This is a genomic window from Caloramator quimbayensis (assembly GCF_900167605.1).
In the GTDB taxonomy this organism is placed as follows: Bacteria; Bacillota; Clostridia; order Clostridiales; family Caloramatoraceae; genus Caloramator_B; species Caloramator_B quimbayensis.
Genome location: NZ_FUYH01000040.1, coordinates 1 through 15,754 on the forward strand (window position 1 = coordinate 1; position 15,754 = coordinate 15,754).

The 15,754-nt window shown below is 37.1% G+C and carries 15 protein-coding genes and 1 other annotated feature; all 15 genes read left to right on the plus strand.

From position 1 onward, the window contains the following. The coding region (locus B5D15_RS14275; protein ID WP_242948765.1) for an EF-Tu C-terminal domain-related protein at nucleotides 1–558 on the plus strand (558 nt) is incomplete at its 5' end. Nucleotides 559–789: 231 nt separating this feature from the next. Then, complete coding sequence (gene rpmG / locus B5D15_RS14280; protein ID WP_078697786.1) at nucleotides 790–939, plus strand: 50S ribosomal protein L33; 150 nt, start codon at nucleotides 790–792, stop codon at nucleotides 937–939. Nucleotides 940–976: 37 nt separating this feature from the next. Beyond that, nucleotides 977–1,207, plus strand: coding sequence for a preprotein translocase subunit SecE (gene secE, locus B5D15_RS14285; RefSeq protein WP_078697787.1), 231 nt, complete (start codon nucleotides 977–979; stop codon nucleotides 1,205–1,207). Nucleotides 1,208–1,241: 34 nt separating this feature from the next. Then, on the plus strand, nucleotides 1,242–1,760 hold the full coding sequence (gene nusG, locus B5D15_RS14290) for a transcription termination/antitermination protein NusG (protein WP_078697788.1): 519 nt from the start codon (nucleotides 1,242–1,244) through the stop codon (nucleotides 1,758–1,760). Between the two features lie 30 nt (nucleotides 1,761–1,790). Further along, nucleotides 1,791–2,216: a 50S ribosomal protein L11 gene (gene rplK / locus B5D15_RS14295; protein ID WP_078697789.1), complete on the plus strand. Its 426-nt coding sequence runs from the start codon at nucleotides 1,791–1,793 to the stop codon at nucleotides 2,214–2,216. 57 nt (nucleotides 2,217–2,273) lie between these two features. Continuing rightward, entirely contained in the window at nucleotides 2,274–2,969 is a 696-nt protein-coding gene (gene rplA / locus B5D15_RS14300) for a 50S ribosomal protein L1 (RefSeq protein WP_078697790.1), read from the plus strand. A gap of 44 nt (nucleotides 2,970–3,013) precedes the next feature. Further along, nucleotides 3,014–3,141, plus strand: a sequence feature (ribosomal protein L10 leader region). Between the two features lie 32 nt (nucleotides 3,142–3,173). Beyond that, the gene (gene rplJ, locus B5D15_RS14305) at nucleotides 3,174–3,668 is read left to right on the plus strand and encodes a 50S ribosomal protein L10 (protein WP_078697791.1); all 495 of its coding nucleotides are present in this window, start codon (nucleotides 3,174–3,176) and stop codon (nucleotides 3,666–3,668) included. A gap of 28 nt (nucleotides 3,669–3,696) precedes the next feature. After that, nucleotides 3,697–4,062, plus strand: coding sequence for a 50S ribosomal protein L7/L12 (rplL, locus tag B5D15_RS14310; protein ID WP_078697792.1), 366 nt, complete (start codon nucleotides 3,697–3,699; stop codon nucleotides 4,060–4,062). A gap of 496 nt (nucleotides 4,063–4,558) precedes the next feature. Next, on the plus strand, nucleotides 4,559–8,281 hold the full coding sequence (gene rpoB / locus B5D15_RS14315) for a DNA-directed RNA polymerase subunit beta (protein ID WP_078697793.1): 3,723 nt from the start codon (nucleotides 4,559–4,561) through the stop codon (nucleotides 8,279–8,281). Nucleotides 8,282–8,303: 22 nt separating this feature from the next. Continuing rightward, nucleotides 8,304–11,831, plus strand: a complete 3,528-nt coding sequence (gene rpoC, locus B5D15_RS14320; protein WP_078697794.1) for a DNA-directed RNA polymerase subunit beta' — start codon at nucleotides 8,304–8,306, stop codon at nucleotides 11,829–11,831. Nucleotides 11,832–12,006: 175 nt separating this feature from the next. Continuing rightward, entirely contained in the window at nucleotides 12,007–12,201 is a 195-nt protein-coding gene (locus tag B5D15_RS14325; RefSeq protein ID WP_278305968.1) for a ribosomal L7Ae/L30e/S12e/Gadd45 family protein, read from the plus strand. Between the two features lie 51 nt (nucleotides 12,202–12,252). After that, entirely contained in the window at nucleotides 12,253–12,627 is a 375-nt protein-coding gene (rpsL, locus tag B5D15_RS14330) for a 30S ribosomal protein S12 (protein ID WP_078697795.1), read from the plus strand. A 134-nt stretch (nucleotides 12,628–12,761) separates the two neighbouring features. Further along, nucleotides 12,762–13,232, plus strand: coding sequence for a 30S ribosomal protein S7 (rpsG, locus tag B5D15_RS14335; protein WP_078697796.1), 471 nt, complete (start codon nucleotides 12,762–12,764; stop codon nucleotides 13,230–13,232). Nucleotides 13,233–13,316: 84 nt separating this feature from the next. After that, on the plus strand, nucleotides 13,317–15,395 hold the full coding sequence (gene fusA / locus B5D15_RS14340; RefSeq protein ID WP_078697797.1) for an elongation factor G: 2,079 nt from the start codon (nucleotides 13,317–13,319) through the stop codon (nucleotides 15,393–15,395). 32 nt (nucleotides 15,396–15,427) lie between these two features. Beyond that, nucleotides 15,428–15,754 (plus strand): GTP-binding protein (locus B5D15_RS14345; protein WP_179122285.1); only part of this gene is annotated, 327 nt, incomplete at its 3' end.

The window sequence follows — 15,754 nt, forward strand, 5'->3', positions numbered from 1 at the left end:
TTCTTAATGCCAGTAGAAGACGTATTCACAATAACAGGAAGAGGAACAGTTGCAACAGGAAGAGTAGAAAGCGGAGTATTAAAGGTAGGAGACGAAGTAGAAATAGTAGGACTTACAGAAGAAAGAAAGAAGACAGTAGTAACAGGAGTAGAAATGTTCAGAAAGATACTCGACCAAGCAGAAGCAGGAGACAACATAGGAGCACTTTTAAGAGGTGTAACAAGGGATGAAATAGAAAGAGGACAGGTTTTAGCAAAACCAGGTTCAATACATCCACACAAGAAATTCGAAGGACAGGTATACGTATTAAAGAAAGAAGAAGGTGGAAGACATACACCATTCTTCAACGGATACAGACCACAGTTCTACTTCAGAACAACAGACGTTACAGGATCAATAAAGCTTCCAGATGGAACAGAGATGGTAATGCCTGGAGACCACATAACAATGGAAGTTGAACTTATAACTCCAGTTGCTATGATGGAAGGTTTAAGATTCGCTATCAGAGAAGGCGGAAGAACAGTAGGTTCTGGCGTTGTTTCTAAGATTCTTGAGTAGAAATAATTGTTAGGACTGGGTGTAAACCCGGTCCTTTTTAAAGTAAATTATAATGATTCTGAATAAATTGTTTTTGATAAGAAATAATAAGAAAAATAAATTGTAGTTGTGTTTCTTAGGATTATAGTTTAAAATATTGTAGTGTTGACAATAAATATTTCTTATGTTAGATTGAAGTGAGTGTATTGTTTGCAGATTATAAACTACTGCAATATCCGGGAGGTGTTAAATATGAGAGTTAAAGTAACACTGGCTTGTACAGAATGCAAACAGAGAAATTATAACACAACAAAGAATAAGAAGAATGATCCAGACAGAATAGAGCTTCAAAAATATTGTAAATTCTGCAAAAAGCACACTTTGCATAAGGAAACAAAATAAGTTTCAATTAAATTTTAATAATTAAGGGTGTGAAAATATGTCCGCTAATACTAATGTTAGTAATGCGAGCAAGAATGTAAGCTCAGTATCAAGATTTTATAAAGAAGTAAGGGCAGAATTTAAGAAGATTACATGGCCATCTAAGGATAATGTAATAAAAACTACTGAAGTTGTTTTTATTACACTTGCTATTTTTGTAGTTATAATATGGCTTTATGATTCAGTTTTTGGGCTTGCTTTAAAATCTATTCTGAATTACCTTAAGTAAAAGGAGGGAGGGACATTAATCTGTCCCTTGGATTATGGCAGAAAAGGCAAGATGGTATGTAGTTCATACCTATTCAGGTTATGAAAACAAGGTAAAAGCAAACTTGGAAAAAACTATTGAAAATAGGAATTTGCAAAATCTTATATTTGATGTTCAAGTTCCTATGGAAGAAGTTGTAGAAACAAAAAATGAAAAAACAAAGGTTGTACAAAGAAAAAAATTTCCAGGATATGTTCTTGTTAAAATGCTAATGACAGATGATTCATGGTATGTCGTTAGAAATACAAGGGGAGTAACAGGATTTGTAGGTCCTGGTTCAAAACCTGTTCCATTAACCGATGAAGAGATTGAGTTTATGGGAATAAAAGAACCTCTTGTGAACATTGATGTTGAAGTGGGAGAAAACGTAAAAATCGTTTCAGGACCCCTTGAAAACTTTGTTGCTCAAATCCGGGAAATTAATTATGAAAAGAGAAAGATTAAGGCTCTGGTTAATATGTTCGGCAGGGAAACACCTGTAGAACTTGATTTTAATCAGATTGAAAAAATATAAGCCTTAATTTAGTAAAAGGAGGTGCAAAATATGGCTAAGAAAGTAGTAGGTATGGTTAAGTTACAGTTGCCTGCAGGAAAAGCAACACCAGCACCACCAGTAGGTCCAGCACTTGGTCAGCATGGTGTTAACATTATGGGATTTTGTAAAGAGTTTAATGCTAAAACAGCTAATCAAGCAGGTCTTATAATTCCTGTAGTGATTACTGTATACCAAGACAGATCCTTCAGTTTTATATTAAAGACACCTCCAGCTGCTGTATTATTAAAGAAAGCTGCTGGAATTGAAAGCGGTTCACCAGTACCAAACAAGCAGAAGGTAGCAAAGGTTCCACTTTCAAAGGTTAGGGAAATAGCCGAATTGAAGATGCCTGATCTTAATGCAGGTTCTCTTGATGCTGCAATAAGCATGATAAAAGGTACTGCAAGAAGTATGGGTATTGAAATTACAGAATAATTACGTCCCTTAAATAGTGGGAGGTAAAAACCGTTAACACCACAAGGAGGTATTAGAATGAAGAGAGGAAAGAATTATATCGAAAGCGCTAAGCTAATCGATAAAAACACATTATATTCTCCAAAAGAAGCTGTAGATTTAGCGATTCAAACATCAAAAGCAAAGTTTGATGAAACTATTGAATTAGCAGTTAGACTTGGAGTAGATCCAAGACATGCCGACCAGCAGGTTAGAGGTGCTGTAGTACTTCCACATGGAACTGGTAAAAAGGTTAGAGTTCTTGTATTTGCAAAGGGAGACAAGGCAAAAGAAGCAGAAGCTGCTGGAGCAGATTTTGTTGGTGCTGAAGAACTTGTTGCAAAGATTCAGAATGAAAACTGGTTTGGTTTTGATGCAGTAGTTGCAACTCCAGATATGATGGGAGTTGTTGGAAGACTTGGTAAGATACTTGGACCTAAAGGATTAATGCCAAATCCAAAGTCCGGTACAGTAACATTCGATATTGCTAAGGCAATAGCAGATATAAAAGCTGGTAAAGTTGAATATAGAGTTGATAAGACTGCTATAATTCACGTTCCTATTGGAAAGAAATCCTTTGGAACTGATAAGCTCACTGAAAACTTCCATACATTAATGGAAGCAGTAGTTAAAGCAAAACCAGCTGCTGCAAAAGGTCAATATATAAAGAGTGTAGTTTTATCTAGCACAATGGGACCTGGAATAAAAATTAATCCAGCTAAGGTTCTTGAATAATATTGACATGCTTATATAGCATTGATATAATAGATCAGTAAAACAATATAATAGAAAGCATACTGTAGACAGTAGGTGCCTCAAGGCGTAACGGAAATCCAACCTACCGAGGTTTTAGATAGTTATCTATAAGACCTTTCTGTGTCTACAGGAGGTCTTTTGTTATGCGTTGAGCCCGGTAAATATAGGTGAGGAGGTGCTAAGGTGCGCAACTTACAAGTAAAAGAGCAAAAGGTTAAGGAACTTACCGAGAAGTTTCAAAAAGCCCAGGCTGCGATTTTAACATCCTATATCGGTATCACTGTAGAAGAAGACACTGAGCTTAGAAAGAATATGAGAGAAGCCGGTATAGAATATAAAGTTGTTAAAAACACATTGACATTAAGAGCTGCTAAAGAAGCGGGTTATGGTGAGATAGAAAAGTACTTGGTAGGACCTGTAGCTATAGCTTTTGGTTATGATGATCCTACTGCTCCAGCGAGAGTTCTTGCAAACTTTGCAGATAAGCATAAAGCGATAGAACTTAAAGCGGGAATAGTTCAAGGTCAAATATTTGATACACAAAAGGTTAATGAACTTTCAAAAATACCACCAAGAGAAGTTCTTATTGCGAAAGTTCTTGGAAGCTTCAAAGCTCCATTATCAAACCTTGTATATGTTCTTAATGCTGTTAAAGAAAAGAAAGAAGCAAATGCTTAATATTTAAATAATTTTGGAGGTGCAAATTATGACAATAGATGAAATTTTAAAAGCCATAGAAGGAATGACTGTTTTAGAATTAAATGAACTTGTTAAAGCATGTGAGGAAAAATTCGGAGTTAGCGCAGCTGCTCCAGTTGCAGTTGCAGGTGCTGCAGCAGCAGCTCCAGCTGCAGAAGAAAAGACTGAATTTGATGTAGTTCTTGCATCAGCTGGTAACGACAAGATAAAGGTTATAAAGGTAGTTAGAGAAATAACTGGACTTGGACTTAAGGAAGCTAAGGACTTAGTTGACGGAGCTCCAAAGACACTTAAAGAAGCTGTAAGCAAGGAAGATGCTGAAGCAATGAAAGCAAAGCTTGCTGAAGTTGGAGCAACTGTTGAATTAAAGTAATAATGTAATGACAAAAAATAAGTGCTATATATAGCACTTATTTTTTTATCTTAAAATGCATTAAAAAATGATAAATTTTAAATTAAACTGTAAAAAATATTAGTGTTAAAAAAATAAAGTCTTAGTTATAACAAATAGCTTGACATGTATTTTACGTTGTGATAACATATTAAAATGCATGAATAATGGGGTTTTTGTGTAGTTTTAGTTTAAGATAATAAAAGTTTAATTTATTGTATATACTAAGTTAATTATGTAAAAAATATAAAGATAGTTAATATTAAAATTTTTTGCCTTTAATTTGTATTATAAAAAGCATAATCAGCCACTTATAAACAGGATTTATGCTTTGAGTTGCAGCATAAGGCAAGTTCAAAGAAAAAAGGACTGAACAATCCTATGGTTAGGCGGCGAAAGCGGCATTGCCATGAAGCACCACCTGCTTTGGTGGAGTAGTTCACAAGCCATTTAACATTGCATAAGGGGTGAGATTTTAATGGTACATCCTGTAAAGGTCGGCAGGAGAGAGCGAATGAGTTTCTCCAAAATAAAAGAAGTAATCGATATGCCAAATCTTATTGAAGTTCAACTTGATTCCTACAAATGGTTCTTAGAAGAAGGTCTCAAAGAAGTTTTTGATGATGTCAATCCCATAACAGATTATACTGGTAACTTAATCCTCGAATTCATTGATTACAAGCTTGATTATGATAACATTAAGTATTCTGTGGAAGAGTGCAAAGAAAGAGATGCAACATATGCTGCACCTTTAAAAGTCAAAGTCAGACTTGTAAATAAGGAAACTGGGGAAGTAAAGGACCAGGAAGTGTTTATGGGGGATTTTCCTCTAATGACTGAGCAGGGTACTTTTATTATCAATGGAGCAGAGAGAGTAATAGTAAGCCAGCTTGTTAGATCTCCAGGGGCATATTATGCTGAAACCATTGATAAATCAGGTAAAAAACTCTATTCATCAACACTTATACCTAATAGAGGAGCTTGGATAGAATACGAAACCGATTCAAATGATGTTATTCATGTCAGAATCGACAGAACAAGAAAATTACCTCTCACGGTATTTATAAGAGCGTTAAATCTTGGAGTTGACTATGAAATTCTTCAATTCTTTGGAGAAGATGAACATCTTAAGACAACAATTGAAAGAGATAATACTAAATCTGTAGAGGAAGGTCTTCTTGAAATATACAAAAGGTTAAGGCCAGGTGAGCCTCCTACAGTTGAAAGCGCTACAACTCTTATTGAAGGACTATTTTTTGACCCTAAGAGATATGATTTATCGAGAGTTGGAAGATATAAATTTAATAAAAAGCTGTCAATAGCAAATAGATTAGTTGGTCAGATTGCAGCTGATACCATTGCTCACCCAAAGACAGGAGAAATATTGGTTGAGGAAGGACAAAAAATTGAAAGGGAAATAGCAGTAAAGATTCAAAATGAGGGAATTAACGTTGTAGATGTAATGGTTGAAGGTAAAAGAGTAAGAATTATAGGCAATAACTTTGTAGATATACATAAACTCGATTTGCCTTATGATTTTACGAGCCTTAATATTAAAGAAATGGTGCATTATCCAACGTTAAAAGCTATCCTTGATGAATTTTCTGATGAAGATGATATTAAGGATGCTATGAGACAAAGAATGAATCAGCTTGTTCCAAAGCATATTATTAAAGATGATATATATGCATCAATAAGTTACCTAATTGGTCTATTCTATGGAATAGGATATGTTGATGATATAGACCATCTTGGAAATAGAAGATTAAGGTCTGTTGGAGAGCTTTTACAAAACCAGTTCAGAATTGGTCTTTCAAGGATGGAGAGAGTTGTAAAGGAGAGAATGACAATACAGGATCTTGACGTTGTTACACCTCAGGCCCTTATAAATATAAGGCCGGTTGCAGCGGCTATAAAAGAGTTCTTTGGAAGTTCACAGCTCTCACAGTTTATGGATCAGACTAATCCATTGTCAGAGCTTACTCATAAGAGAAGGCTTTCAGCCCTCGGACCTGGAGGACTTTCAAGGGAAAGAGCGGGATTTGAAGTTAGAGACGTTCATATTTCTCATTACGGCAGAATGTGTCCTATAGAAACTCCTGAAGGCCCGAACATAGGTCTTATAAACTCCCTTGCAACCTATGCTAAGGTAAACGAATATGGGTTTATAGAAGCGCCCTACAGGGTTGTTGATAAAAAGAACGGGATAGTTACAGATAAAGTATTATATCTGACTGCTGATGAAGAAGATCAATACATTGTAGCTCAGGCTAACGAACCTGTTGATGAAAGCGGAAAATTCTTAGATAAGAGGGTTACAGCAAGAGCAAAGGATGAAATCGTTGTTGTTGCACCTGAAGAGGTAGATTTGATGGACGTATCTCCAAAACAAATCGTTTCTGTTGCTACAGCTATGATTCCATTCCTTGAAAACGATGACGCTAACCGTGCTCTAATGGGTTCAAACATGCAGCGTCAGGCAGTTCCTCTTATAAAACCTGAAGCACCAATAGTTGGAACAGGAATTGAACATAAAGCAGCGAAGGATTCGGGAATAATACCTATTGCTAAAAACGATGGAACCGTTGTAAAGGTTGCAGGAGATGTAATACAGATAAAGCGAGATAAGGATGGAGCGTTAGACAGCTATAAGCTCTTGAAGTTTAAACGTTCAAATCAGGGTACATGTATTAATCAAAGACCTATAGTCAATGAAGGTGACAGGGTAAGAAAAGGAGACATAATTGCTGATGGACCTTCAATAGATTTAGGAGAGATTGCTCTTGGCAGGAACATTCTTATTGGTTTTATGACTTGGGAAGGTTATAACTATGAGGATGCAATACTAATTTCAGAACAGCTTGTTATGAATGATGTATTTACCTCAATCCATATAGAAGAATATGAATGTGAAGCAAGAGATACAAAGCTTGGACCAGAAGAGATAACAAGGGACATTCCAAACGTAGGTGAAGATGCACTAAAGGATCTTGATGATAGAGGTATTATAAGAATCGGTGCAGAAGTTAGATCAGGAGATATACTTGTAGGTAAGGTTACTCCTAAGGGAGAAACTGAACTTACAGCAGAGGAAAGGCTTTTAAGAGCAATATTTGGTGAAAAGGCAAGGGAAGTTAGAGATACATCCCTAAGAGTTCCACATGGAGAAGCAGGAATAATAGTAGATGTTAAGATATTTACAAGGGAAAACGGAGATGAACTGCCTCCTGGTGTAAATGAACTTGTAAGAGTGTATATAGCTCAAAAGAGAAAAATATCTGTAGGCGATAAGATGGCAGGTCGTCATGGAAATAAAGGTGTTATATCGAGAGTACTTCCTGTTGAAGATATGCCTTTTATGCCGGATGGTAAGCCTCTGCAGATAGTTTTAAATCCTCTTGGCGTTCCGTCCCGTATGAATATAGGTCAGGTTCTTGAAGTACATCTTGGCCTTGCAGCAAGCAGGCTTGGCTGGCATGTTGCAACTCCTGTATTCGATGGTGCAACGGAAGATGATATCCAAGAATGCTTGCAAATGGCAGGTGTTCAGATAGATGGGAAGATACAGCTATATGATGGAAGAACAGGAGAACCCTTTGACAATAGAGTTACTGTAGGGTATATGTATATATTAAAGCTTGCACATCTTGTTGATGACAAAATACATGCAAGATCAACAGGACCATACTCACTCGTTACTCAGCAGCCTCTCGGTGGTAAAGCACAGTTTGGAGGCCAGAGATTTGGTGAAATGGAAGTTTGGGCAATCGAGGCTTATGGTGCGGCTTATACGCTTCAAGAAATATTAACAGTTAAATCAGATGACGTTGTTGGACGTGTAAAAACTTACGAAGCAATTGTTAAGGGTGAGAATATTCCTGAACCGGGAGTTCCAGAATCATTTAAAGTTTTAATAAAGGAACTTCAATCTCTTTGCCTTGATGTTAAGGTATTAACTGATGATAAGAAAGAGATAACAATAAAAGAAGATATAGAAGATGATCTCGATGATATTGAGGCAACTATGGAGGGCAGGGATATATTACCTGTAGCACCAACTCCTGATGCTTCAGAAATCGATGGATATGAAGAAGGTTTAGAAGAAGATGATGATGACATAAATATTGAAGATCTCGCTGATATGGAACATGATTTAGAAGATGATTTAAAAGATTTTGATGACTTTGATGATAAAGAATAAAAAATGAAGGGAGGATGTCTCCTTGTTTGAACTTAACAATTTTGACTCTATACAAATTGGGCTTGCTTCTCCTGAAAAAATCAGGGAATGGTCAAAGGGAGAAGTTAAAAAACCTGAAACTATTAACTATAGGACTTTAAAGCCAGAGAAGGATGGACTTTTCTGTGAAAGGATATTTGGACCAATAAAGGACTGGGAATGCCACTGTGGAAAATATAAGAGAGTAAGATACAAAGGTATTGTATGTGACAGATGTGGTGTTGAAGTTACTAAGTCTAAGGTTAGACGTGAGAGAATGGGGCATATAGAGCTTGCTGCCCCTGTATCTCACATATGGTATTTTAAAGGAATACCTTCAAGAATGGGGCTTATTCTTGATATGTCCCCAAGATCTCTTGAAAAAGTTCTATATTTTGCAGCTTATGTAGTAGTTGACCCATTAGATACAGGTCTTATTAAAAAGCAGCTTTTAACTGATAAGGAGTATAGGGAAGCTGTAGACAAATACGGATATAATTCATTTAAAGCAGGAATGGGTGCTGAAGCAATAAAAGAGCTATTGCAGGAAATAGACCTTGAGAAGCTTGCTAAGGAACTTCGCAGCGAGCTTGAGAGCAGTACAGGACAGAAAAAGGTGAGAACAATAAGAAGGCTGGAAGTTGTAGAAGCCTTTAGAAAGTCTGGGAACAGACCTGAATGGATGATTCTTGATGTAATTCCTGTTATCCCTCCAGATTTAAGACCTATGGTTCAGCTCGATGGGGGAAGATTTGCAACTTCAGACCTCAATGACTTATATAGAAGAGTAATAAATAGAAACAACAGATTAAAAAGGCTATTAGATCTTGGAGCACCTGATATAATCGTTCGAAATGAAAAAAGAATGCTTCAGGAAGCAGTAGATGCCCTTATAGATAATGGTAGACGTGGAAGACCAGTTACTGGTCCTGGAAATAGACCATTAAAGTCTCTTTCAGATATGCTAAAAGGAAAACAGGGTAGATTCCGTCAGAACCTTCTTGGAAAGCGTGTTGACTACTCAGGACGTTCAGTTATAGTTGTTGGACCTGAGCTTAAGATGTATCAATGCGGTCTGCCAAAGGAAATGGCCCTTGAACTTTTCAAGCCCTTTGTAATGAAGAGGCTTGTTGAAAAGGGTATTGCGCATAATATTAAAAATGCAAAGAGAATGGTTGAAAGAGTAAACAATCAGGTATGGGATATACTTGAAGAGGCAATACAGGATCATCCTGTACTTTTAAACCGTGCCCCTACTCTTCACAGACTTGGAATTCAGGCATTCCAGCCTGTTCTCGTTGAAGGAAGGGCAATAAAGCTTCATCCTCTTGTTTGTACAGCTTATAATGCCGACTTCGATGGTGACCAGATGGCGGTGCACGTTCCACTTACAGTTGAAGCTCAGTCAGAAGCAAGATTTTTAATGCTTGCAGCTCATAACATACTAAAGCCATCTGATGGTAAGCCTGTAACAGTGCCTACACAGGACATGGTTCTTGGTTCATATTACTTAACAAGCGTTAAGGAAGGAGAACCTGGAGAAGGTAAATACTTCTCATCACCTGAAGAGGCGATACTTGCATATCAGCTAAAGGAATTAGGACTTCATGCTACAATAAATGTAAAGATAACAAAGGAAATAGATGGAGAGAAAAAATCTAAGATTATAAAAACAACAGCAGGTAAACTTCTATTTAATGAGGCAATACCTCAAGATCTTGGATTTGTTGACAGAAGCAATCCTGAAAACATGTTTGAACCTGAAGTAGACTTCCTTGTTGATAAAAAGCAATTGAGCAAGATAGTTGAAAGGGTTTATAAAAAGCATGGACCTACTCAAACTGCCATAACTCTCGATAATATAAAGGCATTAGGTTATCATTATTCTACAATTGGTGCTCTTACTGTTTCGGTTTCAGATATGGAAATACCTGAGGCAAAGGAAAAACTTCTTCAAGAAGCTGACACTGCAGTTGATAACATTCAAAAAATGTTTAGACGTGGTTTTATATCAGAAGAAGAAAGATATGAAAGAGTTATAGACACTTGGACAAAAACCACTGAAAAAGTTACGGATGCTCTTATGGATAATCTTGATAAATTTAATCCAATATTTATGATGGCTCATTCTGGAGCCCGTGGTTCAAAGAATCAGATAAGACAGCTCTGCGGTATGAGAGGTCTTATGGCAAATCCATCAGGAAGGATTATAGAGCTTCCTATAAGAGCGAGTTTCCGTGAAGGTCTAAACGTTCTTGAATACTTCATATCAACTCACGGAGCAAGAAAAGGTCTTGCAGATACAGCTCTTAGAACTGCAGATTCAGGATACCTTACAAGAAGACTTGTTGACGTTTCACAGGATACTATTGTAAGAGAAGAGGACTGCGGCTCTACAGAAGGGTCCTACGTAGAAGAAATAAGAGAAGGAAATGAAGTTATTGAAAGCCTTAAGGATAGACTTGTAGGAAGATATACAGCAGAGGATGTATGCCATCCTGAAACTAAAGAAGTTTTGATTAAGGCAAATGAATTCATAGATGAAAGCAAATACAGGTTAATTGAAAATGCAGGAATTAATAGAGTTAAAATAAGAACTGTGTTTACATGTAAAACAAGATATGGAGTATGCTCTAAGTGTTACGGTACAGACATGGCAACAGGCAAAAAAGTCAGCATAGGAGAGCCTGTAGGTATTATTGCTGCTCAGTCAATAGGTGAACCTGGTACACAGCTTACAATGAGAACCTTCCATACCGGCGGTGTTGCGGGTGCTGATATTACACAAGGTCTTCCAAGAGTTGAAGAACTTTTTGAAGCAAGAAAGCCAAAGGGACTTGCGATTATAAGCGAAGTTGCTGGAACTGTAAAAGTTACAGAGGATAGGAAGAGAAAGCTTGTTACTGTAATTACAGATAATGGAGAAGAAAAGGTTTATCAGATTCCTTATGGTTCAAGAGTGAAGGTTTATGATGGCCAAAAAATTGAGGCTGGTGAAATAATAACCGAAGGCTCAGTAAATCCTCATGATATACTTAGAATCAAAGGTGTTGACGGAGTTAGAGCATATCTTCTTGCTGAAGTTCAAAAGGTTTACAGACTTCAGGGTGTTGATATAAACGATAAGCATCTTGAAATAATAGTAAAACAGATGCTAAGAAAAGTTAAGGTTGAAGATCAGGGAGATACAGATCTCTTGCCAGGAAGCTTAGTTGATATTTTTGAATTCAACGAAGAAAATAAAAAGGCAGAAGAAGCAGGGCTTAGAAAGGCTGTAGGTAAAGTAGCTCTTCTTGGAATAACTAAGGCAGCCCTTGCTACTGATTCATTCCTGTCTGCAGCTTCCTTCCAGGAGACAACGAGAGTACTTACTGATGCAGCTATAAAGGGTAAAATAGACCCGTTAGTAGGATTAAAGGAAATCGTTATAATTGGTAAGCTTGTTCCTGCAGGTTCTGGAATGACAAGATATAACAGCATAAAACTGTTAAATGATGAGCAGGAACAAAAGGAAGAATTAATACAGGAATAACAATGATTATATTGACACTAGGGCTTATTAATGTTAAAATTCAATTTGTGTAATTATGACAGTAAAGCTCAATAAGCTTTGCTGTCCATATTTAATTATGTTAAGCCTTTTGTAAAGGGGTGGGAGAATGACTGGAAAAATCCCAGGCAAAAGGGTTGTTGGAGTCAAGTAAACAATAAAAGCTGTAAAAAGTGGTTCTGCTAAAATAGTTTATGTTGCAAAGGATGCAGATGAGAAATTGATTAAGCCACTTGTTGAACTTTGTCATCAGAGCAATGTGGAAGTAACTTATGTTCCTACTATGGAAAAGTTAGGAGCATTGTGCTGCATAAACGTTGGTGCAGCGGCAGCTTGTGTTGTTAAAGAATGATATAAGGCATAAGCTTTATATACTTGTCAAATCATGGAAGGAGGTGCACATATGCCAACTATTAACCAATTGGTGAGAAATGGTAGACAAAGACTTGAAGAAAAATCAAAATCACCTGCTTTAAAGGGATCACCTCAAAAAAGAGGAGTATGTACAGTTGTTAAAACAACTACACCAAAGAAGCCAAACTCAGCGCTTAGAAAAATTGCCAGAGTTAGACTTGTTAATGGTGTTGAAGTAACAGCTTATATTCCAGGTGAAGGCCACAATCTTCAGGAGCACAGCGTTGTTCTTATAAGAGGGGGCAGGGTTAAGGATTTACCAGGTGTTAGGTACCATATCATAAGAGGTACACTCGACTGTGCTGGTGTTGCTAACAGAAAGCAGCAAAGATCAAAGTATGGTGCAAAGAGACCAAAGAAGTGATGTATTAAATAAGTTGGTGCTGTGTGCAATGCAATGAAAATAACTTTATGTTAAATAGATTTTGCATTAACAGAGCACTTTGCGGCAATGCCGAGTACCGATGAACTTAAATTTATATTAAGGAGGGAAGTAAAGTGCCAAGAAAAGGAAATGTTCCAAAGAGAGATGTTCTTCCTGATCCAATTTATGGCAGCAAGGTTGTTACTAAGTTGATAAACAAAATAATGTGGGACGGGAAAAAAGGTGTAGCACAAAAAGTTTGCTATGAAGCCTTTGATGTTATAAGAGAAAAGACAGGAAAGGATCCTCTTGAAGTATTTGAAACAGCTATGAATAATGTAATGCCTGTTCTTGAAGTTAAAGCAAGAAGAATAGGTGGAGCCACATATCAGGTTCCAATGGAAGTAAGACCAGACAGAAGACAGACTCTTGGTATAAGATGGCTAGTTGACGCTGCAAGAAACAGAGGAGAAAAGTACATGAGAGAAAGACTTGCAGGAGAAATACTTGATGCAGCTAACAATACAGGGTCTGCTGTTAAGAAGAAAGAAGATACTCATAAGATGGCAGAAGCAAATAAGGCATTTGCTCATTACAGATGGTAATAAATATTTGTGGATCTACCCTAAATGCTTTGCATTTAGGGTAGATTGACAAAAATGTTGTAATAATTGAAGGGAGGAAGCATAGTGCCTAGGCAATTTCCGTTAGAAAAAGTAAGAAACATTGGAATAATGGCACACATAGACGCAGGAAAAACAACAACTACTGAACGTATATTGTTTTATACAGGTAAGACTTATAAAATAGGTGAAGTTCATGAAGGCGCAGCAACTATGGACTGGATGGAGCAGGAGCAGGAAAGAGGTATAACAATTACTTCAGCCGCAACAACATGCCAGTGGAGAGATTGCAGAATAAACATAATTGATACGCCGGGGCACGTAGACTTTACAGTTGAAGTTGAAAGATCACTTCGTGTATTAGATGGTGCAGTTGCTGTATTTTGTGCAAAAGGTGGAGTTGAGCCACAGTCTGAAACTGTTTGGAGACAGGCAGACAAGTACCATGTTCCAAGAATAGCATATGTTAATAAGATGGATATAATGGGAGCTGACTTTTATAACGTTATAAAAATGATGAAGGAAAGGCTTGGAGCTAATCCAGCACCACTTCAGCTTCCAATAGGAAAAGAAGATACATTTAAAGGTATTGTTGACCTTGTTAAAAACAAAGCTATAATATATGTTGACGATCTTGGAACAACTTCTGAAGAAACAGATATTCCAGAAGATATGAAAGATTTAGTTGAAGAATACAGGCTAAACTTAATAGAAAAAGTTGCTGAAGCAGATGAAGAACTTATGATGAAATATCTTGAAGGTGAAGAACTCACTATAGATGAGATTAAAAAAGGAATAAGAAAAGCAACGATATCAGGTGACATTGTTCCTGTTGTATGCGGTTCTTCATATAAAAACAAAGGCGTTCAGCCTATGCTTGATGCAGTAGTTGAATTCCTTCCATCACCAATCGATATTGGTGCAGTAAAGGGTGTAGACTTTGATACACATGAAGAAGCAGAAAGACAGCCAAGCGATGAGGAGCCTTTCTCAGCTCTTGCATTTAAGATAATGGTTGACCCATTTGTTGGTAAACTCGCATTTACAAGAATTTATTCAGGTGTTTTAACTACCGGTTCATATGTATTAAACTCAACAAAGAATAAGAGAGAAAGAATCGGAAGAATAGTTAGAATGCATGCTAATAAGAGAGAAGATATCGAGGAAGCATTAGCAGGAGATATTATAGCTCTTGTTGGCTTAAAGGATACAACAACAGGAGATACTCTTTGTGATCCAGATAAACCAATAATACTTGAAAAGATGGAATTCCCAGAGCCAGTTATTCATATAGCAATCGAGCCAAAGACAAAGGCTGGTCAGGAAAAGATGGGTATAGCACTTGCTAAGCTTGCTGAAGAAGACCCAACATTTAGGACATATACAGATCAAGAAACAGGTCAGACGATTATAGCAGGTATGGGAGAACTTCATCTTGAAATAATCGTAGATAGACTTTTAAGAGAATTTAAAGTTGAGTGCAACGTTGGTAATCCTCAGGTTGCTTATAAGGAAACTGTTAGAAAGCAAGTTAAGGCTGAAGGTAAGTTCGTAAGACAGTCCGGTGGTCGTGGTCAGTATGGTCACTGCTGGATAGAGCTTATTCCTCAGGAACGTGGCAAGGGATATGAATTTGTTAACAATATAGTTGGAGGAGTTATTCCAAAGGAATATATACCAGCTATAGATAACGGTATTCAAGAAGCTATGACAAGCGGTGTTGTAGCAGGATATCCTGTAATCGATGTTAAAGTAGTTTTATTTGACGGTTCATACCACGAAGTTGACTCATCTGAAATGGCATTTAAGATAGCTGGTTCTATGGCATTCAAGAATGCAATGCAAAAGGCTGAGCCAGTAATACTTGAGCCTATAATGAAGGTTGAAGTTACAGTTCCAGAAGAATATATGGGAGATGTAATGGGTGACCTTAACTCAAGAAGAGGAAGAATTGAAGGTATGGAACCAAGAGGAAGTGCGCAGGTTATAAGAGCACATGTTCCACTTGCTGAAATGTTTGGATATGCGACAACACTTCGCTCTAGAACACAGGGAAGAGGAGTCTTTGTAATGCAGATAAGCCATTATGAAGAAGTTCCATCAAGCATACAAAGCAAAATAGTTGAAGGAAAAAACAATAAATAAGTGTAAAAGGTAAGATAAAGGAGGAAGTAAAAATGGCAAAAGAACATTTTACCAGGACGAAGCCACACGTAAACATAGGAACAATAGGACACGTAGACCATGGTAAGACAACATTAACAGCAGCAATAACATTAGTATTATCAACATATGGAAGAGCACAAGTAATGAAATATGACGAAATAGACAAGGCACCAGAAGAAAGAGAAAGAGGAATCACAATAAACACAGCACACGTAGAATACGAAACAGATACAAGACACTATGCACACGTTGACTGCCCTGGACACGCAGACTATGTAAAGAACATGATAACAGGAGCAGCACAGATGGACGGAGCGATACTTGTAGTAAGTGCAGCA

Coding starts and splice junctions, on each gene's coding strand:
- nusG (WP_078697788.1), top strand. CDS start 1,242: ATGGCAGAAAAGGCAAGATGGTATGTAGTTCATACCTATTCAGGTTAT.
- secE (WP_078697787.1), top strand. CDS start 977: ATGTCCGCTAATACTAATGTTAGTAATGCGAGCAAGAATGTAAGCTCA.
- rpoB (WP_078697793.1), top strand. CDS start 4,559: ATGGTACATCCTGTAAAGGTCGGCAGGAGAGAGCGAATGAGTTTCTCC.
- rplA (WP_078697790.1), top strand. CDS start 2,274: ATGAAGAGAGGAAAGAATTATATCGAAAGCGCTAAGCTAATCGATAAA.
- rpsL (WP_078697795.1), top strand. CDS start 12,253: ATGCCAACTATTAACCAATTGGTGAGAAATGGTAGACAAAGACTTGAA.
- rplK (WP_078697789.1), top strand. CDS start 1,791: ATGGCTAAGAAAGTAGTAGGTATGGTTAAGTTACAGTTGCCTGCAGGA.
- rpmG (WP_078697786.1), top strand. CDS start 790: ATGAGAGTTAAAGTAACACTGGCTTGTACAGAATGCAAACAGAGAAAT.
- rplL (WP_078697792.1), top strand. CDS start 3,697: ATGACAATAGATGAAATTTTAAAAGCCATAGAAGGAATGACTGTTTTA.